Origin of the sequence: Aestuariivita boseongensis, from assembly GCF_001262635.1 — a bacterium.
In the GTDB taxonomy this organism is placed as follows: Bacteria; Pseudomonadota; Alphaproteobacteria; order Rhodobacterales; family Rhodobacteraceae; genus Aestuariivita; species Aestuariivita boseongensis.
Genome location: NZ_JXYH01000017.1, coordinates 48,399 through 69,661, shown reverse-complemented (window position 1 = coordinate 69,661; position 21,263 = coordinate 48,399). Strand labels below are relative to the sequence as shown.

The following is a 21,263-nucleotide window of genomic DNA, read 5'->3' as shown; positions in this document are numbered from 1 at the left end:
CCCGCCACTTTATCGGCGGCCAGACCGAAAGTATCGCCAATCCCTGCAAGCCAGGCGGCAGTGCCGTCATGACCGACAGGGGCCGAGCCAAGGATGGGACGTCCTGCGGCTTCGAACTCGCGAACAGCTGCGGTGTAGAAGGGGTGGATCGCCGCAACCGCGCCGCAATCCAGCGCTGCATAAAGCTCGCGCCACTCGCGGCAGGGAACGACCGGTCCGGCCGCCAGACCCATGGGCGCCAGCATTTGCCCGATAATCATCGGATCGGCGGGGAACATTTCGCCAAGCAGGGTCACCGTAGGTCTGTCTGATGTCCCACCCACGGGGGCTGCCACGGGCCCTGCCTCAACCTCGGCACGGGCATAGTTCAGCATGGCCCCGGCCAGAACGTCCTTGGCCTCGGCATGGGTGGGTATTCCAAAGCCCGGCACGTCGATCCCGACGATCCGGACACCATTGATCTCGCTCGGCAGCAGCCGCAGCGGCACACCGGACGCGGTCGGCACACACAAGTTCGTCACCACAACCGCGTCAAAGCGGTCGGGATCGGCCATCTCATGCACCGCATCGCGAATGTCTTCGAAAAGCTTCCCCGTAACCAAAGTTTCCGAGTTGAACGGCACATATCCAACCGACCGCCGCGCACCGTAGAAATGTGTGACAAAGGTCAGGCCATAGACACAACAGGCGGATCCGGACAGAACAGTCGCCACCCGGCGCATCCGCATGCCAACACGCATCGACCCAAAGGCCGGGCACATGGATTGAGGCTTGTCATGCGGGCCTTGCGGATAGTCCTTGGCGTATTGCTCAAGCACCTCAGCATTGCCGGACATCTCGGCCGCTTTTTTCATCTCGGACCCCGAGTGACAGCCCAGCCCATCAACGCCCGCAGGCGCATCGGCGGCTTCAACCCGCTCTGCGCCTTCAATCACATCAGCCTGATCGGCGGTGTCGTATCTGATCTCTTCACTCATGCGTCGTCGTAGATCACTTCGAGGGATTTCTTCGGCGCCGCGTTCTTGCCGCGCATGTCCTGATCAGTTGCGGGCACCAGCTCAATACCCGCGCCCGTCTCGGATCCGTCGAAGAGCTCCAAGAGTTCATCCTGGTTCAGCGCCACGGGGCGCATCGGCGGCGCTTCGGCCACGTTCTCGCCCAGCGCTGCAAAGAGCGCGCCCCACTGCGAGTCAGCCGTGCCGACAATCTGGTAATTCGCAGACTTCTTGCGCAGATCATCGTCCTGCGGGATGGAGGCCAACACGGGGATATCCACGGCTTTGGCAAAGGCCTGCGCCTCACCCGATCCATCATCCTTGTTGATGACCAGACCGGCCACACCCACATTGCCGCCCAGTTTGCGGAAGTACTCCACCGCCGAACACACGTTATTGGCCACATACAGCGACTGCAGGTCGTTCGACCCGACCAAGATCACCTTCTGCGCCATGTCCCGCGCGATCGGCAGGCCAAAGCCGCCGCAGACCACGTCACCCAGGAAATCCAGCAGGACATAATCAAAATCCCAATCATGGAAGCCCAGCTTTTCGAGCAGTTCGAACCCATGGATGATCCCGCGACCGCCACAGCCCCGGCCCACTTCAGGCCCGCCAAGCTCCATCGCGTAGACACCGCCGCGTTTGAAGCAGACGTCGCCGATCTTCACCTCTTCCCCGGCCAGTTTCTTCTTGGTCGAGGTCTCGATGATCGTTGGGCACGCCTTGCCGCCAAAAAGCAGGCTGGTCGTATCTGATTTCGGGTCACAGCCGATAAGCAGGACGCGCTTGCCCTGTTCGGCCATCATGTGGCTGAGATTGGCCAGCGTGAACGATTTGCCGATCCCGCCCTTGCCATAGATCGCGATGATCTGGGTGTGCTTGGTCGGCTCTCCCTGCGGGACTTCCAGACTGGGCTCTGTCGCCTCGTCCTTGAGACGCGCGTCATAGTCCTTCAGGTTGGGTACGTCGTCCTTCATGCAGATGGCTCCCAGTTCAAAATCATCTTCAGACAGGCCGGATCTTCGAAGGCCTGAGCATAAGCATCCGGGGCGTCTGGCGAGGACGCCTGGTGCGTAATCAATCCATCAAGGCTCAGCGCCCCGCATTCGACCAACGCGCGTGTGGCGGTCAGGTCATCGCGCTCCCATTCGGCGGCAACGCGGAACCGGGCCTCTTTCATGAAGGCGGGCGGGAAGGCGAAACTCAGCGCTTCGGTATAAAAACCGGCCAGAACGATCTCGCCGCCCTTCTGGATACGGCCCACCAGATCATTCAGCAGTGCACCATTGCCGGAGGCGTCATAGATCGCGCGATAGTCGCGGCGTGGATCGTCGTCAGGCGACAGCACTTCGTACCCCATGGCGCCCGACTGGCGCTGCGGGTCGATTTCCCAGACCGTCGGCGCAGGCGCGCCGGCGGCAATCGTCAGCCGCGCCAGCAACCGGCCCAGCACGCCGTGGCCCACGATCAGGTCAGGCACCGCCTTGTCCATACCAGCCATCGCATGGCGCGCCGTCGCGGCCAGCGCCAGAAGCGCACCTTCCGCGCCCAGCATCCTGTCGATTCGCGTCACGCGTGCGGCATCGCTCACCACGCGCGAGGCAGCGCCGCCGAACAGGCCGAACGCGCCGTCATAACAATTTGCACCAGGCACAAAGACCCGGTCGCCCGGCTTGAAACCCGTCAACGCCCCGGCTTCGACCACTTCGCCCGCCGCCTCGTATCCGGGAACAAGCGGGTATCCCATGCCGGGAAATGGCGGCATCTGCCCGGACCAAAACAGTTTTTCCGTCCCGGTGGAGATACCTGAATGGGAAATGTCGATAACCAGATCGTTCTCACCCGGGTCGGTCAATGTCAGGGTTTCGACCCCCAATTCCCTGGGACCCTTCAAGAGGACCGCGTCTGCTTGCATGTCGGCCTCCTGTCTTCCGTGCCGGGTGCAGCAATCCCCTTGGCAAAGACTCAGGGATTACAAAATGTCGCAGTGTCAGTTTAACCTGACAGTTTGTTGTGTCAATTAGTTTGGACACTTTCCGGTGGGAATTGTCAGCCGGGCTTCACAGCCGTCAGCACGCGGGTGACATAGGCGCGGCGTGGATTGGGGCTTTGAATGTCCTCGAAACCCGCCGCGCGGCACAGATCGGAAATCTCGCCCGCCGAGCGCGCCCGGCCGGTCTGCATCGCCATTGTGTAGAAGGCGAAATACACGTCGCCCGAGATGTCGGGCGTCTGCCCCCCACCCATGGGTTCGGAAATCAGCAACCGCCCACCCGCAGGCAAGGCGTCATACACTTTCTCCAAAAGCGCCTGCACAGTGCTGTCGGAGTGATCATAAAGCACCCGGATCAGCGAAATCGCATCCGAACCGCCCGGCAGCGCATCCACGCGGAACGAACCGGATTGGATCTGCACGCGATCTGCCATGCCTGCGCGGGCAAAACGCTCGCTGGCCTCCGGCACGACCTGGGGAAGGTCGAACAGCGTCATCTCAAGCCGGGGATAGGCCCGGCCAACCGCCTCAAGAAAAGCTCCGGTGCCGCCGCCCACATCCAGAAGCCGCGTGACACCCTTCAGACTGGCAGAGCGCAATGTGTCCTGCGCCACCAGAAGCTGACTTTGAGCCATCAGGTCGGAATAAGTCTGCGCCACGTCCAGCGCCACATCCCCACGCGCGCCGAAGACATAGGGCCAGAACTCGGACAGCTCGGTCCGATCGGGGCCGCGCAGCAAGGCAACGGGATCCTCCAGATCGCGATAGAAAGCGCGGTGATGGCGGATCATCGCCTCAAGCCCCGGCACCCCCATCAGCGCCGCGCCCTGCCGCGCCAAACCAAAGCGCGCGCCCCGCTTGCGTTTCAATAGCCCCAGCGCCGCACCTGCCTGTAGAAGCACCTGCATCCGATCCGCCGGAATATCCAGCGCATGGCCCAGATCATCCGCGGTCATCGGCCCGGCGCGCAGACGGCGGAAAAGATCCAGCTCGACCATCGCCATAAGGACTTGGCTTTTCACAAACCCCTGCACCACGTCGAACAGCGCCGCGCCATCGCGCCGCGCACGTGCACGTGTCAGGGGGAAATCACTGGCCCAGCGCTGGAAGCCCGGCCGTGCGACAAGGCGATTGATCCACCCTCCGCGCCAGCCTGCTGCCTCGGCCGCCATGTCAGTGGGTTTGCCGCGCGGGCATAACCGGCGTCAATCGTTCCGCATAGGCGCGCACCATCTGGGCCAATTGCGCCTCTCCGGGGCAGGACGGGATCGACGCGATCGCCCCCGCCAGAATATCTTTCAGACGCGACACCGCGCCCTGCACGCCCAGCTCGGTCACCGCGTTGGGCCGCCCGTGTAGATCATCCTGACCGGCGGGCTTGCCCAGCGTTTCCTCGTCATAAAGCGCGTCGCGCAGATCATCGGCCACCTGAAACGCCTCGCCAATCCGGGCACCCAGCTCGAACCATGGTTCGGCCTCTTGTCCGGCGGCAACCGCGCCCATTTGCGTGGCCGCAATGAACAGCGCGCCAGTCTTGGCCTGATGATAGGCGGACAGGTCAATCTTGCTCTCGCTCTCCCAGCCCTGCCCGGCGCAGATACCAAAGGGCATCCCCGATCGCCTGGTGAGAATCAAAAGCAATTGCGCCGCCCGGTCCGGCGCATCGTCCGAAACCCGCGCCAGCGTCTCGAATGCCTTGATGATCAGGCTGTCACCGGCCAGAACCGCAAGTGGCTCGGAATAGGCTTTATGCACCGACGGTTTCCCGCGCCGGATATCGGCGTCGTCGAAACAGGGCAGATCGTCATGTACAAGGCTGGCGCAGTGGATCAGCTCAAGCGAGGCCGCCGCCGCATCGCTCAACCGAGGACGATCATCGCCGCAGGCCAGGGCAACCGACATGCAGATGGTGGGGCGTATGCGTGCGCCGCCCGGCGTGGTCGCGTATTCCAGCGCCTGAGCAAGCTTTTGCGGCGCGAACCGTCCCTGACCTGAAAGAACAGCCTTCGAAATCGCGGTTTCGATCCGTGTCTTCATCGGCATGCGCATGTCCTTTCTGACGGCAATGTCACGGTATTGCGACATGCAAGTGTAAATCATACTGGACACATGCCTGTGTCGAGTCAACAATAAGCATGAACCCGAGGACCCCGATGTGACCTTTTCCCGAACCCGGTTTGACAAACCCGCCCAGCAACGCGCGCGCGCAGTTGTGATCGGCGCCGGCGTGGGCGGTCTGGCCTCGGCAATCCGGCTGGCCGCCGCCGGGGTCGAGGTCACCCTGCTCGAACGTCACAACCATGCGGGCGGCAAGATCCGGACCCTGCCCAGCGATGCAGGCCCAGTCGATGCCGGACCAACCGTTCTGACCCTGCGCCACGTCTTTGACGACCTCTTTCAATCCGCAGGCGCGAGGCTGGACGACCATGTCACACTGATCCCGCAAACCATTCTGGCGCGTCATGTCTGGCCCGACGGGTCCGAACTGGATCTGCACGCCAACCCAGAGGACAGCGCTGCGGCGATCCGCGCCTTTGCCGGGTCAAGATCCGAGACCGAATTCCGCGCCTTCTGCGACCGCACCCGCGCCCTGTTCAACGCCTTCGATGCGCCAATGATGCGCGCCGCCGTCCCCCGGCTGGGCGCACTGACCCGACACGTGCTGTCGAACCCCCACCTGATCGGGCAGATGGCGCCACTGTCTACAATGGCGCGCGCGCTGAAACGGCAGTTCAGCGATCCACGGCTGGCACAGCTTTTCGGGCGCTATGCCACTTATGTGGGCGGATCGCCCTATCGCTCTCCGGCGGTGCTGGCGCTGATCTGGCATGCCGAGGCTTCAGGCGTCTGGGTTGTCAAAGGGGGCATGCACAAACTGGCGGGTGCCATGTCGGAACTGGCTGCAGCTCTTGGCGTCGACATCCGGCTCAACGCCCATGTCGACCGGATCGAAGTACGCGGCGGCCACGCCCGCGCCGTACATCTGGACACGGGCGCACGCCTGCCGGCCGATGCGATCGTCTTCAACGGAGATCCCCGCGCCCTGGCATCGGGTGCCTTGGGCGACGCATGCCGCACCATCGCACCGCAAACCCTGCGCGTTCCGCGATCCTATTCCGCGCGGGTGCACAGCTTTGCCGCCACACCCCAGGGTCGCGAACTGGCGCATCACAACGTCTTCTTCGACGCAGACCCCGCCAGCGAATTCACCGATCTGCAGGCAGGCCGCATCCCGCGCAACCCGTCGCTTTACATCTGCGCCGAAGATCGCGGCCAGGACCATGCGCCCCCCACGCTGGAACGGTTCGAGATCATCACCAATGCCCCGGCCAACGCCGCCCCCGACACAGACAAGGACCTGCACCAATGGCACCAGACGATCATACAGAAGATGCAGTCCTTCAACCTGAGCTTCAGCCCGACACCTCAGGCGACAGCGATCACCACGCCTCCTATGTTCAACGGGCTTTTCCCCGAAACACAGGGCGCGCTTTACGGCCAGAGCCCCCACGGGATGATGGCCGCCTTCGCCCGGCCCACGGCACGAACCGCGATACCGGGCCTGTATCTGGCGGGGGGCGGCGCGCATCCGGGGGCGGGTGTGCCGATGGCGACACTCTCGGCCCGGCACGCGGCCGAGGCGATCTTGAACGACCTAACTTCAACATCGACGTTTGCCCCAATGGCTATGCCTGGTGGTATGTCGACGGCATAAGCAATGACGGCACCCGTGCGGTGTCGGTGATCGGCTTCATCGGATCGGTCTTTTCGCCGTGGTACCGCTGGTCTGGCCGCAAAAAACCGCAGAACCACGTCTGCATCAATGTGGCAACTTATGGCCCCGGCGGGCGCTTCACCATGACAGATCGCGGCACGTCCGCCCTGCGGCAGACAGCGTCCCGGCTTGAGGTCGGGCCCTCCATGATGCGCTGGGAAGACGGACAACTGATCATTGATATCGACGAGGTCTCCTCGCCTCCGCTGATCAACCGCATCCGTGGACAGATCCGCGTGATCCCGTCGGCCATTACCGATGTGCAACTCTCGCTGGATGCTGCGGGCTCCCATGTCTGGCGTCCCTTCTCCCCCGTCGCGGATATCGAGGTGGAAATCGACCGGCCCGGCTGGCAGTGGACGGGCCATGGTTACTTCGACGCCAATTTCGGCACCCGGGCCCTGGAACAGGATTTCACCTATTGGACCTGGGGCCGCTATCCCACGCCGGATGGCGCGACCTGTTTCTATGACGCCGAACGCATGGACGGCACAACCCTTGCCGCAGGTTTTGCCTTTGACGCGTATGGGCGCGCGCGCAAAGTGGACCTGCCACCCAAGACGCGGATGAAACGATCGCTCTGGGCCGTCGCCCGCGAAACGCGCGCCGATGACGGATATCAGCCGCATCAGGTCAAGAACATGCTGGATGCGCCGTTCTATTCCAGATCGGCGGTGCGCACAAAACTGGATGGCGTGGAAACCGTCGGCGTGCATGAGGCGCTGGACTTGCGCCGCTTCCGCAGCCCGCTTCTGAAACCGATGCTGGCTGTCCGCGTGCCACGGCGGCGCGGCTGGACCTTCCCGGATCGCCCGTGACTTCGGTCGTACTACGTATTTTTAGCAAGAAGAAGAGGGCAGTTTCGCCCCTTTCTTTACTGCTTTTTAACCAGGTTCGGGCGAAACAGATGCCACGGTACAGGCTGCCGAGCCGATGACCGTGCAAGGAGAAGCCCCGCACCCGGAACGTGAAGCTTTCGGGTTGCGGGGTGGACCACCCTGCTGCTTCTTCTTGCCAAAAATACGGGACCCCGCCCTCTGTCCTGCCGAACGCGCCTGAATTGGGGCGATGTCAGTCCGCACTGCGCGGCGCGCGCGCCGCGTCCGGGTTCAGCCGCCAAACCGCCGCGTTCAGGGCCGACGCAATCGTGACCCAGATCAGGTAGGGCACGAACAAAAGCCCCGCGATAAGATCCACCTGCCACAGCGCCACCAGTGTGGACGCGACCGCCAGCCACAAAACCGCCACCACAACCATACCCAGCCGGATCCGCCGCAGCCCGAAGAAGACCGGCGTCCACAGCGCATTGAACGCAATCTGCATCGACCAGAAGGCCAGCGCGATTCCGTTGCCCGGCATCCCTGCGACACGTGCAGCCGCGGCTGCCATGCAGACGTAAAGCACCATCCAGGTGACCGGGAATACCCAGTCAGGCGGCGTCCAGCTCGGTTTTTGCAGATCGCGATACCATTGCCCCGGCGGGAACAGCCCGCCAGTAACACCCGCGCCCAGGCAGGCGGCGAAGAAAATGCCGAAGGTGAACCAAAACATGGCCGTTATCCTAGCCTGGCCGAGCGTCCGATCAAGCTGTCTCGTTCCGCGCGGCGTCGCGCTTCAAGGGTGGCCAGCACATCCAGCAACGCCTCGCTGCGTGCAGGCGGGCGGGGTTGGGCAGAGGCGGCGGCATCGACCAGAAATGCAACCTCGGGCACGGCAGGCGCGTAGACCACTGCCGATTGCGGCATCATCAGGCTGATCCCCGTGCGCATCAGCGACTGACCCAGCCAGCCGATTTTCTGCAGTTTCGATGTATGCGCGCGCCCTGCGAAACTGTCGTAACCCATAGCGGACAACCGTCCGCCGATCCCGGCATAGATGAAGCGGGCGGCATAAATGCCAGGCCGCGACGACAGCGGCAGCGCGGCAATCCCCGGTTCCGAACGGAAGTACAACCGGTTTGCCTCCATCACCAGGCGCTTGGCCATGGTCCGGATCTCTTTCGATGTGGCGGGATGGGCCAGGAAGACTTCAGGATCCATCCCGGCGGCGGCAAACCACTCGAGCGGCAAATACAGCCGCCCCTCATGTGCATCCTCGGCAATGTCACGAGCGATATTGGTGAGCTGCATCGCCACGCCCAGATCGCAGGCCCGCGCCAGCGCGTTGCGGTCCCGTACGCGCATCAGGACCGCCATCATCACACCAACAGCCGAGGCGACGCGGGCGCAATACCCGTTCAGATCTGACAGCGTCTCATACCGCCGCCAGTCCGCATCCCATGCCAGCCCCTCCAGCAATGCGTCGGGCAGCGCCCGCGGCATGTCATAGGTTTCCACCACAGCCGCGAAGGCCCGGTCTGCCGCCGCATCCCGAGGCCGCCCGGCATAGACCAGATCCAACCGGTCACGCAGGCGCAGTACTGCGTCGGCCTTGGCGTCCTGCAAATCGACCGCATCGTCAGCCAACCGGCAGAACGCATAAAGCGCCATGGCCGGATCACGGACCGAGGCCGGCAACAACTTGGACGCCGCATAGAACGACAGCGACCCGTGGCGGATCGCTTCGCGGCAGGCCGCCATATCGCGCGGATCGATCATGCGCCCACCTTGATCATCGCAGGATCCGGCACCAGTTGCGCCAGCACTTCGGCGCTTGAAACGACGCCGGGCAGACCCGCGCCTGGGTGCGTGCCCGCCCCGACCAGATAAAGACCCTTCAACTCCTCGCTCACATTATGCGGCCGGAACCAGGCGCTTTGCAGGATGCGCGGTTCAATCGAAAAGCCTGCCCCATGTGGGCTCAGATACCGGTTACGGAATGTCTCGGGTGTGAATACAAGAGAGGCCGACAGGTGTTCACCCAATCCGGGCATCATCTGCTCTTCCAGCACCGCCTGCACCTTCAGGCGATAGGTCTCGCCCATCTGTTCCCAATCGACCGGATCGTCATGGCCGATATGGGGCACCGGGCTGAGCGCATAGAAGGTATCGTCGCCCTCGGGCGCGACCGACGGGTCGGTGACAGACGGGCGATGCACGTAAAGGCTCATGTCATCGGCCAGTTTGCCCTTGATGAAGATATCGTTGACCAGCCCCTTGTATCGCGGGCCGTTCAGGATGGTGTGATGACCCACATCGCCCCACATCTGGCGCGTGCCGCGCGTGCCGAAATACCAGACGAACAGGCCCATCGACCACCGCTTGCGCTTCAGCCGATCCATCGTCCAGCGCCATTTCGTGCGTTTGCGCAGCAGTCGGTCATAGGTATGGCCCGCATCGGCGTTCGAGATCACGATATCGGCGGCAATCTCTTCCCCTCCGACCAGCCGCACACCCACGGCGCGGTGATCTTTCGTGATGATCTCATCGACCTCGGTGTTCAGGCGCAGCTGATTGCCCTGATCAGCAATCACATCCGCCATGGCCTGCGCCATCGCGGCCACACCGCCCATCGCGTAATGGACGCCGAACTCCTTCTCCAGATGGCTGACCAGCGCATACATCGAGGTCACCCGGAACGGATCACCTCCGATAAAGAGCGGGTGGAATGACAAGGCCATCCGCAGCCGTTCGTCCTTTACCCGCCGTGCGGCATGGGCATAGACCGACCGGTCCGCGCGCAACATGGCGAAGGTGGGCAGAACCTTGATCAGCTCCCAAAGTTCATGCATCGACCGGCGGCCCAGATCCTCGAACCCGAACCAGTATCGCGTCTCGGCATCTTTCAGGAACCTGTCATATCCGGCGACATCACCGGGGCTCAGCCGCGCCACTTCAGCGCGCATCCGCGCGGTATCGCCGCTGGCAGTGAAATGCGACCCATCCGGCCAGCGGATCTCGTAAAACGGATCCATCGCGCGCAGATCGACATCGGCCTCGAACTCCCGACCGCAGGCCGCCCACAGCTCTTTGAACACCTGCGGCACCGTCACGATGGTCGGCCCCAGATCGAAGCGATGACCATTCTGCGTGATGGACGAGCCGCGTCCGCCCGGCACGTCCAGCCGGTCCAGAACTGTCACGCGGTACCCTTTCGCCCCCAGCCGCATCGCGCCGGCCAGACCGCCAAGACCGGCGCCAATCACCACCGCATGCGGGCGCGATTCCTTGGGCTGGCGGGCTGGGCTGACAGCGGTTGTGGGGTGAATTTTGTCAACGCGCGTCATGCATTGCCCCGTCTCAGGTGTCCATTTTAATTTACAATGGGGTCATTCATGCTTCCCATGCAAGCGAAAACGTGTAAACTTTGATTGACACACCTTGGAAGCCACCAAGATTGAAGCCATGCAAGCCGTTTCGCTCAGCTTTTTCCGATTCCGCGCAGTTTCCGCGCGGCTTTGGGCGTTGGGCATGATGGGCGCCGCCCGAATCGCTTTGCCCCGGATTGACGGGCTGGAGTTCTGGAAACTCTGCGGTTCCGGCACGGGCGAAGGGTTCACGCCCGTCCCCAACACGGCCGTTTATGCCATCCTCGCCACCTGGCGCGACGAAGACACGGCGCGCCGACAGGTGGCGCAATCCAAGCTCTGGAACCGCTATCGCAACCGCGCAAGCGAAGACTGGACCGTGTTTCTGTCCCCCAGTTCGGTGCGCGGGCAATGGTCGGGCGTCACGCCCTTCACCGCGCAGGGCAAAGCGCCCACAGGGCCGCTTGCCGCGCTGACGCGCGCAACGGTCAAACCCCGAGTCGCCGCCAAATTCTGGGGGCAGGTGCCCGATATCAGCGATGTGATCGGCGCGGACCCCAACGTGATCTTCAAGATCGGCATTGGCGAGGTTCCCCTTCTTCATCAGGTCACCTTCTCGATCTGGCCCGATGCCGAAACCATGGCGGATTTCGCCCGCAAACCCGACGGCCCGCACCAGCGCGCCATCGACGCGGTGCGCTCGGGCGAATGGTTCCGCGAAGAACTCTACGCCCGCTTCTCGGTCACCGGGGATATGGGCACATGGGGCGGAGCCAGCCCCCTGAAAAAACTGGAAGCCACATCATGACACATCCCTTCCCCTTCTCGGCCATCGTCGGCCAGAACGCGATGAAACAGGCGATGATCCTGACGGCCATCGACCCCGGCATCGGCGGCGTTCTGGTCTTTGGCGATCGCGGCACCGGCAAATCCACCGCCGTGCGCGCGCTGGCGGCCCTCCTGCCGCCGATCGAACAGGTCGAAGGCTGCCCGGTGAATTCCGCCGCGCTGGATCAATGCCCCGACTGGGCCGAGATCGTGAAACCCGACATCGTCGAACGCCCCACCCCCGTGGTCGATCTGCCCCTCGGCGCCACCGAAGACCGCGTCGTCGGCGCTCTGGATATCGAACGCGCCCTCACGCGCGGTGAAAAGGCGTTTGAGCCGGGCCTGCTGGCACGTGCCAACCGCGGATACCTCTATATTGATGAGGTCAACCTGCTCGAAGATCACATCGTGGACCTGCTCCTCGACGTCGCCCAATCGGGTGAAAACGTGGTCGAACGCGAAGGCCTCTCCATCCGCCACCCCGCCAAATTCGTCCTCGTCGGCTCCGGCAACCCCGAGGAAGGCGAACTGCGTCCCCAACTGCTCGACCGCTTCGGCCTCTCGGTCGAAGTCTCCTCCCCCACCGACATCACCGACCGGGTGGAGGTCATCCGCCGCCGCGACGCCTTTGACACCGACCGCATGGCGTTCATGACCAAATGGGCGGGCGAGGAAACCCGCATCCGCGACCGCATACTCGCTGCGCGAAAGATCGACGTGAAAGCCTCCGACAAGATCCTGCGCGATTGCGCCGAGCTGTGCATCGCCCTGGGCTCCGATGGTCTGCGCGGTGAACTCACCCTGCTGCGTGCCGCTCGTGCGCTTGCCGCCTATCGCGGCCATGGCCGTGTCACGCGCAAACACCTGCGCGATGTGGCCCCGCTGGCGCTCTCCCACCGCCTGCGCCGCGACCCGCTGGATGAGGCCGGATCAGGCGCCCGCGTCGCCCGCATCGTCGACAGCGTGCTGGGGTGAGCGACGGCGCAGATATCTGGGCGCGCGCGGCCACCGCGCTGGCGTGTCTGGCGTCTGATCCCGGCGGCCTCGCTGGAATGGTCATCCGCGGCAGGCCCGGCCCTGCCCGCGATGCCTTAGTCGCCGCCCTTTCCGAAATGCCGCTGCCCACCCGCCGCATTCATCCGACCATCGGCGACGACCAACTGTTCGGCGGCGTCGACATCGCCGCGACCCTTTCGGCAGGTAACGTGGTCCGCAGCCGCGGCCTTCTGGCCGACCGCCAGATCATCCTATTGTCAATGGCCGAACGGACCGAGGCGAACCTCGCCGCCCGCCTTGCTCAGCATCTGGACGGCGAAACGGGCTCCTGCCTGATCCTGCTGGATGAAGGGGCGGAGGAGGGCGAGCATGTGCCAACCGCCCTCACCGAACGGCTCGCGTTTCACATCGACCTGACAGACCTCTCACTCCACGATCTGTCACCCATCACAATCCCGACCAGCGCCGACATCGCCTCTATCACCATCCCCGACGACGCGCTTATCGCCCTGACAACCCTCGCCTCCCGCTTCGGCATCGACAGCCTGCGCGCGCCGTTGCTTGCCCTGCGCTGCGCCCGCGCCCACGCGGCCCTCCACGGGCGCAGCCAGATCACCGACACCGACATTACAGCAGCAGCCGAGCTGGTCTATCCCCACCGCGCAACCCTCATCCCGCAGGAGGAGGAGCAGGCTGAACCCGACCAACCCGAACCCACCCAAGACGAAAGCCAAAGCGCCGACACTGACCAATCCAACGACCTCCCCTCCGGTGATATGCTGATCGAGGCCGTCGCGGCCCTTCTGCCCAAAAACCTGCTGGAGCAGCTCAAGGCGAAATCCGCCAACCGCAGCTGCAAAGGCTCTGGCGCGGGCGAAAAGCGCAAAGGCAACCGCCGGGGCCGCCCCCTGCCGCCGCGCCCCGGACGGCTGGATGGCCGCGCGCGCATCGACCTTGTGTCGACCTTGCGCGCCGCTGCCCCCTGGCAACCCATCCGACGCAAGGCGCGGCCTGACGCGCCGGGCCTTCTGATCCGCGCCGGCGACATCCGCCTCCGCCGGTTCGAGGAAAAATCAGACCGCCTTTTGATCTTCACCGTGGATGCGTCCGGCTCCTCCGCGATCTCTCGCTTGAACGAGGCGAAAGGTGCCGTGGAGATCCTCCTGGCCGAGGCCTATGCCCGCCGCGATCACGTGGCCCTCGTCGCCTTCCGGGGCACCGCCGCCGAGATCCTGCTGCCCCCCACCCGCAGCCTTGTGCAAACCAAACGCCGCCTCGCCGCTCTGCCCGGTGGTGGCGGCACACCCTTGGCCGCAGGTCTGAAACAAGCCGCCGAACTTGCCGCCATCAGCAAGACCAAAGGCCTCACGCCCACCGTCGTCGTCATGACAGACGGCCGCGCCAATATCGCGCTGGACGGCACCGCCGACCGCCCGCGCGCCGCCGCCGACAGCGAAACCCTGGCGGCAACCATACGCGCCCACAACATCCCCGGCCTGATGATCGACACCGGCAACCGCCCGCAGCCGCAACTGCGCGATCTGGCCAATGTGCTCGACGCGCCCTACCTGCCGCTGCCCCGTGCCGATGCCCAGCGCGTAAGCCAGGCCATCACCGGCGCTTTGGGCGCGGCGTGAGCCATGCGCTGGCCCCCACCCGCTGACTGGCCGAATGCCCACCTGTCCCAACAGATTTTCTGCAAACCCCATCGCTGGCATGTGCAGCAAGACGGTTCCGGCCCAACCCTGATCCTGCTGCACGGGGCCGGAGGATCGGTGCATTCCTACCGCGACGTGATCCCCCTTCTGGCCCAAAACTACCACGTGGTCGCCATCGACATGCCCGGCCAGGGCCTCACCCAACTGGGCGCGCGCCACCGCTGCGGGCTTGACCCCATGGCCCATGACGTCGCCGCTCTGATCGCTCAGGAAGGGTGGGAGCCCGCAGCCATCGTCGGCCACTCCGCCGGCGGCGCTCTGGCCCTAAGGCTCTCCCAGCTTTTGCCGCATACCCCCGCGATCATCGGCATCAATCCCGCGCTAGGCCATTTCCAGGGCCTGGCCGGAGTGCTCTTCCCAGTGATGGCGAAACTGCTGGCCCTGACCCCCGGCGTCGCCGGATTTTTCTCCCGCAGCGCCGCCAACCCCGACCGCGTGCGCAACCTGATCGAAACCACCGGCACAACCCTGCCGGACGAAGGCCTCGCCCTCTATCGCCGCCTTGTGGGCGATAGAGGCCACGTGGACGCGACCCTCCTGATGATGGCGCAATGGTCGCTCGATGATCTCCTGCGTGACCTGCCCCAGATCACCGCACCCACCCTGTTTCTGGCCGCCGAACGGGACGAGGCCGTGCCCCCTTCCGTCGCCGAAGCCGCCGCCGCGCGCATGCCCAACGCCCAAGTCACCCACCTGATGGCGCTCGGCCACCTCGCGCACGAAGAAGACCCCGCCCAGATCGCCCAATTGATCACCCAGTTTCTGGCAACCGTCACCCCCGAACACGCCTGAGCCTTGCCAAGCCGCCCGGAAAGGCGCAGGAGTGGCGGCATGGCAAAAAACTTAACATCGCACCGACCCGGGCTGGCCATCGGCCTGAAACTGGCCGCGATCTTTCTGTTTGTCGCCATGGCGGGCGTGATCAAATCCACCTCCGACACCATCCCGCCGGGGCAAGCGGTCTTCTTCCGCTCCACCTTCGCGATCCCGGTGATCCTGATCTGGCTCATCACCCGCAACCAGTTGCGTCAGGGCTTGATCACCCGCAAACCGGGTTTCCACATCCTGCGCGGCCTTCTGGGCGCCTCTGCCATGGGTCTCACCTTCACTGGCCTCGGCCTCCTGCCCCTGCCCGAAGTCACAGCCATCGGCTTCGCCGCCCCGATCTTTACCGTGATCCTCGCCGCGATCCTGCTGGGCGAACGCATCCGGATGATCCGCGTCACCGCCGTCGCCTTGGGTCTGATCGGCGTCACCATCATGCTCTGGCCCCGGCTCAGCGGCACAGGCACGCTGCAAGACGGCGCAACGCTGGGCGCCATCGCCATCCTGATCGCCACGCTGATGCGGTCGCTTGTGCAGATCCACGTCCGCCGCATGGTCGAAACCGAACACACCGCGGCCATCGTGTTCTACTTCTCCCTCACCGCTGCAACCCTGTCCCTGCTCACAGCCCCTTTCGGCTGGGTCATGCCCGACCCCGCCACACTGGGTCTTCTGATCAGCGCGGGCGTGATGGGCGGCACTGGCCAGATCCTGATCACCTCCGCCTACCGATTTGGCGGCGCGTCCATGCTGGCGCCTTATGACTATGTCTCAATGATCTATGCGGTCATCATCGGCTATGTCTGGTTCGGCGAACTCCCCACCGTGATCATGCTCGCCGGGGCCAGCCTTGTCATCGCGGGCGGCGCGGTCGTCCTCTGGCGCGAACGGCAACTGGGCATGGACCGCTCAAAATCCCGCGCCGTCAGCGACACCAAAAGCAGCTGACCCCTTTACCCCGCTGGGCGACAGGCTACTGTCCGCCCCACCCCAGTTTGGAGAGCCCGATGTCCGACGCCGACACCCACAAGGAAGAGATGAAAAAGCTGCAAGCAAAGCAGCGCGCCAAAGTGGCCGAAGCCACCGATCCCGGACGCGGCCTGATCCTTGTGCATACCGGCAACGGCAAGGGCAAATCCTCGTCCGCCTTCGGTGTGATCGTCCGTGCCTTGGGCTGGAAGAAAACGGTTGGCGTCGTCCAGTTCATCAAAGGCACCTGGATCACCGGCGAACGCCAGTTCTTTGACCGTCTGGGCGGCGTCACTTGGCACACCATGGGCGAAGGCTTCACCTGGGACACGCAGGACAAAGACCGTGACATCGCTGCGGCCGAAGCCGCCTTCGCCAAAGCCCGCGAGATGATGGAAAGCGGTGAATTCGACCTGATCGTGCTGGACGAGATCAACATCGCCCTGCGCTATGACTACCTGGATATCCACGCAGTGATCGACGGGCTCAAGGCCCGCTCCGACCGCACCTCTGTCATCCTTACAGGCCGCGACGCCAAACCCGAGCTGTGCGATTACGCCGATCTGGTGACTGAGATGGCCGAGGTCAAACACCCCTACGCCGCAGGCATCAAAGCCCAGCGCGGCGTGGACTTCTGATCAAGCATCGCTGATCCGTCACATCAAAAGAACTGATTGGCCGCAGACCATTTATCGGTATATACCGACAATATGGCTGAACCGTTCAAATCCGTCTGTATCTCCACTCGGCTGCGTCGGGCCACGCGCAAGGCAAACGCGATTTACGACCACGCCATGGAAAAGCATGGGATCACGATTGCCCAATTGTCCCTGCTCCGCACAATCCGTCGATTGGAGCGGCCAACGCTGAACCAACTTGCGCAAGCCACGGAACTGGACGCAAGCACCCTGGGCCGCAACATGCGCGTGCTGGAAAAGGCCGGGCTGACCCGGTTCGAACCCGGCCAGGACAAACGGACCCGAGTGCTCTCGCTCACCGAAAAGGGCGATGCCATCACGGATCGGGCCAACCATGACTGGGACCGTGTGCAATCCGATTTGAAATCCCGCCTTGGCCCCGGTGGATTTGACACCTTGTTCCAACTGCTCGACGCACTGGACCCCGACAACGAAGGACGCTCCACATGACCTCCCAACCCATGGACAACTGGGCCCGCGCCCGCCTCGTTCTGATCGCCGGGTCGCTGATCATGGCGCTGACGCTGGGCACGCGCCACGCTTTTGGGCTGTTCCTTCAACCCATCAGCATGGATGCCGGTTGGGGGCGCGAAACCTTTGCCTTTGCCATCGCGCTACAAAACCTTGTCTGGGGTGCGGCCCAACCCTTCACCGGCATGCTGGCCGACCGCTTTGGCTCGGGCAAAGTGATCCTGGGTGGCGCGATCCTTTACGCGGGCGGTCTGGCACTGATGTCGATCCCGCAGGACGCAGTGATGTTTTCCCTGACCGCAGGGGTACTGATCGGCCTTGGCCTCAGCGGCACAACCATGCCCATCGTCTTCGGCGCCATCAGCCGCGCCTTGCCGCCCGAAAAACGCAGCATGGCGATGGGCGTGTCCATGTCCATCGGGTCCTTCGGCCAATTCGCCATGCTCCCCATCGCCCTGGGCCTTCTGGGCGGTTTCGGCTGGCAATCCGCGCTGCTGATCATGGCCGCAATCGCCGCCCTGATCCTCCCGCTCAGCTTTGCACTGCGCGAACCCGGCATGGCGTCCTGCCCCGTCGATCCCAACGACAACCTCACCGTCCGCGAAGCCCTGCGCGAAGCGTTCGGCGAACGCGATTTCTGGCTGCTCTTCTGGGGCTTTTTCGCCTGCGGCTTTCAGGTCGTCTTCATCGCGGTGCACCTGCCCGCCTATCTGGCCGATGAAGGGATGGCTTCGGGCGTCTCCACCACCGTTCTGGCGCTGATCGGCCTTTTCAACATCGCAGGCGCCTATCTCGCCGGCTTCTGGGGTGGGCGCTACAAGAAACCCGGCATGCTGGCCTGGCTTTACATGGCGCGCGGTGCCACGATCCTGGCCTTTATCACGATCCCGATGACGGAATGGACGGCCTATGCCTTTGGCATCCTGATGGGCTTGTTCTGGCTCAGCACCGTGCCTTTGACCAACGGAGTGGTCGCCAGTATCTTTGGCGTACGCAACATGGCGATGTTAGGAGGCTTTGTGTTCTTCGGTCACCAATTGGGATCCTTCGCAGGCGGTTGGCTGGGCGGCGTGATCTATGACCGCACCGGCAGCTATGACGTGGCCTGGTGGATCGCCATTGGCCTCAGCCTGATCGCCGCGGCCCTCAACGCACCCATCCGCGAAACCGCCATGGCCGACCGCCGGGCAGCCACGCAATGACGTTGGCGCGCTCTCTCGCAGTGGGGGCCGGGATCGGCCTGGGGGCGGTCGTGTTGCTGGCGATCTTCAGCGCCTACCACACCACCGGCATGGCACTGGCGCTGGATGTACTCAGCTGGTGCTTCTGACGCGCCGCTTAACCTGTCGCTCACAAACAGCCCGCACCGCACGTTGCATTAACCCACGCCCCCGGTGCATTGCCGGTGCACAGGTTGTGTACGGCTTGTGCACGGGTTGTGCACAGCCATTTCCCTTGTTTTCATGGGCGTTAACCTTTTGCGCCGAGACCGCGCTTATTCCCGCACCAGCTTCTCATACGCGTCCGAGATCTCGCGCGTCATCGCGCCCACCTCGAAACTGTAATCACCGATCTGCCCCACAGGCGTGACCTCGGCCGCGGTGCCCGTCAGCCAGCACTGTTCGAAGCCTTCCAACTCCTCTGGCATGATCACGCGCTCATGCACCTTGATCTGACGGTCTTTCAGCATACCGATCACCGTCTGACGCGTCAGACCGTTCAGGAAGCAATCCGGATCAGGCGTGTGTACCTCTCCGTCCTTGACGAAAAAGATGTTGGCCCCCGTCGCCTCAGCCACATAGCCACGGTAATCCATGAAAAGCGCGTCGGAACAGCCCTTTGCCTCGGCCGCGTGCTTCGACGTGGTGCAGATCATGTAAAGCCCTGCGGCCTTTGCGTGCACCGGGATCGTCTCGGGGCTGGGGCGTTTCCACTTGGCGATATCCAGCTTCGCACCCTTGAATTTCGCATCGCCGTAATAGCTGCCCCATTCCCAGGCTGCGATGGCCAGATGGACGGGGTTGCGTGCCGACGCGACACCCATGTCTTCCCCCGCGCCGCGCCAGGCCACCGCGCGCACATAGGCGTCGGTCAGCCCGTTTGCGGTCAGCACTTCCTGCTTGGCCGCTTCGATCTCATCCACGGTATAGGGGATCTGGAAATCCAGCTCTCCAGCCGAAAAATGCAGCCGTTCCGAATGCTTACGGCTCAGAAAGATCTTGCCGTTATAAGCCCGCTCACCCTCGAAAACCGAACTGGCATAATGCATTGCATGGGTCAGGATGTGGACGTTCGCCTCGCGCCAATCAATCAGCTTTCCATCCATCCAGATCTTGCCGTCGCGGTCGTCATATCCGGCCATAGTCTTTTCCTCCTGCACCCTTGCGTGCGTTTTCATTTATTGCGCAGATATGTCCGCATCGGACACAATATTGCGTCAAAACTGCGATTCGATACCTTTTCACTGTTGGAATGTCAACAAGGCTGACGTAAGCTGCCCGCAAAAGAAGACAGTGAAGAGTTTCAAGACCGGCCATGTCAGACGGACGCACCGCACAGGTCTATTCCGGGGAAAGCCTGCTTTTCCTGACAGACGAACAACTCCGCCAGGGGATCGAGGCGATGTTTTTCGCCTATCGCGGATTCACCGCCGATCCCGATCGCATCCTGCTCGACAAAGGCTATGGCCGCGCCCATCACCGCGCGGTGCATTTCATCAACCGCGCCCCCGGCACGACGGTAAACAACCTTCTGGCCATCCTCGGCGTGACGAAACAATCCCTAAACCGCGTGCTGCGCACATTGATCGAAGACGGTCTGGTCGAAAGCCGAGTCGGCACATTGGACAAGCGTGAACGCCATCTGTTCCTGACCGAGGCTGGGCAAGAGCTTGAGGCGCAGCTGTCAGATGCTCAGCGCGCCCGCATGCGCGCGGCCTACCGCGAAGCAGGCCCGGAAGCGGTGGCAGGCTTCCGCCAGGTGCTGGAGGCGATGATGGATGCCGACATGCGCCGCACCTTCGCCAAGCTCAGGGACAACGGACAATGAGCGATCTGGACGCCCATTTGCTGATCGTCGACGACGACGAACGCATCCGTGATCTGCTGAAAAAATTCCTGATGCGCAACGGGTTCCTGGTCACCGCCGCCCGCGATGCAGAACATGCGCGCCGGGTTCTGTCAGGACTGGATTTCGACCTGATCGTCATGGATGTGATGATGCCGGGCGAGGATGGCGTTTCTCTCACCCGATCCCTGCGAGAGAGCCATGACACCCCGATCCTGTTGCTGACCGCCAAGGGGGAAACCGAACACCGGATCGCCGGGCTGGAAGCGGGCGCAGATGACTATCTGGCCAAGCCGTTCGAGCCGAAAGAGCTTCTCTTGCGCATCAATGCGATCCTGCGGCGGATGCCGGAAACGCCTGCCGAAGACACGGTGCCCAAGATCCTGCATCTGGGACCCATCCGCTATGACATCGAACGTGGCGAGATGTGGCGCGGCGACGACCTTGTGCGACTGACCGCGACCGAAAGCCAGCTGATGCGCATCTTTTCAGCCTGCCCCGGTGAGCCGGTGAGCCGCGTAAAACTGGTCGAGGATCTGGGCCGCGATCGCGGCCAGGCCCAGGAGCGTGCGGTGGACGTTCAGATCACCCGCCTGCGCCGCAAGATCGAGGACAATCCCAAACAGCCGCGCTATCTTCAAACGGTGCGGGGCGCTGGGTATATGCTGTCCCCGGATTGAGGATGGCGCGCGCGGTGGCCTGCGTCGGATGCCGTATTTGGAAAGAGAAGAAGCAGGGGG

General features: G+C 63.5%; 22 protein-coding genes. 13 read left to right on the top strand and 9 right to left on the bottom strand.

The genetic code is table 11. The features are described from left to right. The 5 genes from bchY to TR61_RS09065 form a co-directional block, all read right to left on the bottom strand. Positions 1-977: chlorophyllide a reductase subunit Y (gene bchY / locus TR61_RS09085; protein ID WP_082181901.1), on the bottom strand; the 977-nt coding region annotated here is incomplete at its 3' end. Beyond that, on the bottom strand, positions 974-1,975 hold the full coding sequence (locus tag TR61_RS09080; RefSeq protein ID WP_050929658.1) for a chlorophyllide a reductase iron protein subunit X: 1,002 nt from the start codon (positions 1,973-1,975) through the stop codon (positions 974-976). The genes bchY and TR61_RS09080, both read right to left, overlap by 4 nt. Beyond that, positions 1,972-2,913, bottom strand: a complete 942-nt coding sequence (gene bchC, locus TR61_RS09075; protein WP_050929657.1) for a chlorophyll synthesis pathway protein BchC — start codon at positions 2,911-2,913, stop codon at positions 1,972-1,974. The genes TR61_RS09080 and bchC overlap by 4 nt, the downstream gene beginning before the upstream one ends. A gap of 134 nt (positions 2,914-3,047) precedes the next feature. Next, positions 3,048-4,163: a methyltransferase gene (locus TR61_RS09070; RefSeq protein ID WP_050929656.1), complete on the bottom strand. Its 1,116-nt coding sequence runs from the start codon at positions 4,161-4,163 to the stop codon at positions 3,048-3,050. Position 4,164: 1 nt separating this feature from the next. Next, the gene (locus tag TR61_RS09065; RefSeq protein WP_050929667.1) at positions 4,165-5,034 is read right to left on the bottom strand and encodes a polyprenyl synthetase family protein; all 870 of its coding nucleotides are present in this window, start codon (positions 5,032-5,034) and stop codon (positions 4,165-4,167) included. Positions 5,035-5,146: 112 nt separating this feature from the next. Here TR61_RS09065 and crtD point away from each other — a divergent pair, with 112 nt between their 5' ends. Further along, the gene (gene crtD, locus TR61_RS09060) at positions 5,147-6,706 is read left to right on the top strand and encodes a 1-hydroxycarotenoid 3,4-desaturase CrtD (RefSeq protein WP_050929655.1); all 1,560 of its coding nucleotides are present in this window, start codon (positions 5,147-5,149) and stop codon (positions 6,704-6,706) included. 26 nt (positions 6,707-6,732) lie between these two features. After that, positions 6,733-7,584: a carotenoid 1,2-hydratase gene (gene crtC, locus TR61_RS09055; protein ID WP_157440871.1), complete on the top strand. Its 852-nt coding sequence runs from the start codon at positions 6,733-6,735 to the stop codon at positions 7,582-7,584. A gap of 253 nt (positions 7,585-7,837) precedes the next feature. Here the strand turns inward: crtC and tspO are convergent, their stop codons facing one another. From tspO to TR61_RS09040, 3 genes are read right to left on the bottom strand one after another with little or no spacing between them, the layout of a single operon-like run. Beyond that, entirely contained in the window at positions 7,838-8,317 is a 480-nt protein-coding gene (gene tspO, locus TR61_RS09050) for a tryptophan-rich sensory protein TspO (protein ID WP_050929654.1), read from the bottom strand. Between the two features lie 5 nt (positions 8,318-8,322). Further along, positions 8,323-9,363, bottom strand: coding sequence for a 15-cis-phytoene synthase (crtB, locus tag TR61_RS09045; protein ID WP_050929653.1), 1,041 nt, complete (start codon positions 9,361-9,363; stop codon positions 8,323-8,325). Next, entirely contained in the window at positions 9,360-10,931 is a 1,572-nt protein-coding gene (locus tag TR61_RS09040) for a phytoene desaturase (protein WP_082181900.1), read from the bottom strand. The genes crtB and TR61_RS09040 overlap by 4 nt, the downstream gene beginning before the upstream one ends. A gap of 118 nt (positions 10,932-11,049) precedes the next feature. Here TR61_RS09040 and crtA point away from each other — a divergent pair, with 118 nt between their 5' ends. From crtA to TR61_RS20505, 9 genes are all read left to right on the top strand, one after another. Continuing rightward, positions 11,050-11,760 carry a spheroidene monooxygenase gene (gene crtA / locus TR61_RS09035; protein ID WP_050929664.1) on the top strand — a complete coding sequence of 237 codons (711 nt, stop codon included), beginning with the start codon at positions 11,050-11,052 and terminating at the stop codon, positions 11,758-11,760. Beyond that, positions 11,757-12,755, top strand: coding sequence for a magnesium chelatase ATPase subunit I (gene bchI, locus TR61_RS09030; protein WP_050929652.1), 999 nt, complete (start codon positions 11,757-11,759; stop codon positions 12,753-12,755). The genes crtA and bchI overlap by 4 nt, the downstream gene beginning before the upstream one ends. After that, entirely contained in the window at positions 12,752-14,413 is a 1,662-nt protein-coding gene (locus tag TR61_RS09025) for a magnesium chelatase subunit D (RefSeq protein WP_082181899.1), read from the top strand. Before bchI ends, TR61_RS09025 begins: the two co-directional genes overlap by 4 nt. A gap of 3 nt (positions 14,414-14,416) precedes the next feature. Further along, positions 14,417-15,286 carry an alpha/beta fold hydrolase BchO gene (gene bchO, locus TR61_RS09020; protein ID WP_050929651.1) on the top strand — a complete coding sequence of 290 codons (870 nt, stop codon included), beginning with the start codon at positions 14,417-14,419 and terminating at the stop codon, positions 15,284-15,286. Positions 15,287-15,325: 39 nt separating this feature from the next. Beyond that, entirely contained in the window at positions 15,326-16,267 is a 942-nt protein-coding gene (locus TR61_RS09015; protein WP_050929650.1) for a DMT family transporter, read from the top strand. 59 nt (positions 16,268-16,326) lie between these two features. Then, positions 16,327-16,926: a cob(I)yrinic acid a,c-diamide adenosyltransferase gene (gene cobO / locus TR61_RS09010; protein ID WP_050929649.1), complete on the top strand. Its 600-nt coding sequence runs from the start codon at positions 16,327-16,329 to the stop codon at positions 16,924-16,926. 72 nt (positions 16,927-16,998) lie between these two features. After that, on the top strand, positions 16,999-17,436 hold the full coding sequence (locus tag TR61_RS09005) for a MarR family winged helix-turn-helix transcriptional regulator (protein WP_050929662.1): 438 nt from the start codon (positions 16,999-17,001) through the stop codon (positions 17,434-17,436). Beyond that, positions 17,433-18,659 carry an MFS transporter gene (locus tag TR61_RS09000; RefSeq protein ID WP_050929648.1) on the top strand — a complete coding sequence of 409 codons (1,227 nt, stop codon included), beginning with the start codon at positions 17,433-17,435 and terminating at the stop codon, positions 18,657-18,659. The genes TR61_RS09005 and TR61_RS09000 overlap by 4 nt, the downstream gene beginning before the upstream one ends. Next, complete coding sequence (locus TR61_RS20505; protein ID WP_281178065.1) at positions 18,656-18,787, top strand: hypothetical protein; 132 nt, start codon at positions 18,656-18,658, stop codon at positions 18,785-18,787. Before TR61_RS09000 ends, TR61_RS20505 begins: the two co-directional genes overlap by 4 nt. Positions 18,788-18,952: 165 nt before the next feature. On the opposite strand, the gene TR61_RS08995 is transcribed toward TR61_RS20505, so the two are convergent. Continuing rightward, complete coding sequence (locus TR61_RS08995; RefSeq protein ID WP_050929647.1) at positions 18,953-19,819, bottom strand: branched-chain amino acid aminotransferase; 867 nt, start codon at positions 19,817-19,819, stop codon at positions 18,953-18,955. Between the two features lie 173 nt (positions 19,820-19,992). Between TR61_RS08995 and TR61_RS08990 the strand changes: the two genes are divergently transcribed. Further along, positions 19,993-20,505: a MarR family winged helix-turn-helix transcriptional regulator gene (locus TR61_RS08990; RefSeq protein WP_050929646.1), complete on the top strand. Its 513-nt coding sequence runs from the start codon at positions 19,993-19,995 to the stop codon at positions 20,503-20,505. Continuing rightward, entirely contained in the window at positions 20,502-21,203 is a 702-nt protein-coding gene (locus TR61_RS08985; RefSeq protein WP_050929645.1) for a response regulator, read from the top strand. Before TR61_RS08990 ends, TR61_RS08985 begins: the two co-directional genes overlap by 4 nt. Positions 21,204-21,263 lie beyond the last annotated feature (60 nt).

What these genes read in the sequence shown, in the direction of transcription:
- bchC (WP_050929657.1), bottom strand. Translation starts at nt 2,913, where the DNA reads ATGCAAGCAGACGCGGTCCTCTTGAAGGGTCCCAGGGAATTGGGGGTC.
- TR61_RS09040 (WP_082181900.1), bottom strand. Translation starts at nt 10,931, where the DNA reads ATGACGCGCGTTGACAAAATTCACCCCACAACCGCTGTCAGCCCAGCC.
- TR61_RS09080 (WP_050929658.1), bottom strand. Translation starts at nt 1,975, where the DNA reads ATGAAGGACGACGTACCCAACCTGAAGGACTATGACGCGCGTCTCAAG.
- crtB (WP_050929653.1), bottom strand. Translation starts at nt 9,363, where the DNA reads ATGATCGATCCGCGCGATATGGCGGCCTGCCGCGAAGCGATCCGCCAC.
- TR61_RS20505 (WP_281178065.1), top strand. Translation starts at nt 18,656, where the DNA reads ATGACGTTGGCGCGCTCTCTCGCAGTGGGGGCCGGGATCGGCCTGGGG.
- TR61_RS08990 (WP_050929646.1), top strand. Translation starts at nt 19,993, where the DNA reads ATGTCAGACGGACGCACCGCACAGGTCTATTCCGGGGAAAGCCTGCTT.
- bchO (WP_050929651.1), top strand. Translation starts at nt 14,417, where the DNA reads ATGCGCTGGCCCCCACCCGCTGACTGGCCGAATGCCCACCTGTCCCAA.
- TR61_RS09000 (WP_050929648.1), top strand. Translation starts at nt 17,433, where the DNA reads ATGACCTCCCAACCCATGGACAACTGGGCCCGCGCCCGCCTCGTTCTG.
- TR61_RS09015 (WP_050929650.1), top strand. Translation starts at nt 15,326, where the DNA reads ATGGCAAAAAACTTAACATCGCACCGACCCGGGCTGGCCATCGGCCTG.
- tspO (WP_050929654.1), bottom strand. Translation starts at nt 8,317, where the DNA reads ATGTTTTGGTTCACCTTCGGCATTTTCTTCGCCGCCTGCCTGGGCGCG.
- TR61_RS09005 (WP_050929662.1), top strand. Translation starts at nt 16,999, where the DNA reads ATGGCTGAACCGTTCAAATCCGTCTGTATCTCCACTCGGCTGCGTCGG.
- TR61_RS09065 (WP_050929667.1), bottom strand. Translation starts at nt 5,034, where the DNA reads ATGCCGATGAAGACACGGATCGAAACCGCGATTTCGAAGGCTGTTCTT.
- crtA (WP_050929664.1), top strand. Translation starts at nt 11,050, where the DNA reads ATGCAAGCCGTTTCGCTCAGCTTTTTCCGATTCCGCGCAGTTTCCGCG.
- TR61_RS08995 (WP_050929647.1), bottom strand. Translation starts at nt 19,819, where the DNA reads ATGGCCGGATATGACGACCGCGACGGCAAGATCTGGATGGATGGAAAG.
- TR61_RS08985 (WP_050929645.1), top strand. Translation starts at nt 20,502, where the DNA reads ATGAGCGATCTGGACGCCCATTTGCTGATCGTCGACGACGACGAACGC.
- bchI (WP_050929652.1), top strand. Translation starts at nt 11,757, where the DNA reads ATGACACATCCCTTCCCCTTCTCGGCCATCGTCGGCCAGAACGCGATG.
- TR61_RS09070 (WP_050929656.1), bottom strand. Translation starts at nt 4,163, where the DNA reads ATGGCGGCCGAGGCAGCAGGCTGGCGCGGAGGGTGGATCAATCGCCTT.
- cobO (WP_050929649.1), top strand. Translation starts at nt 16,327, where the DNA reads ATGTCCGACGCCGACACCCACAAGGAAGAGATGAAAAAGCTGCAAGCA.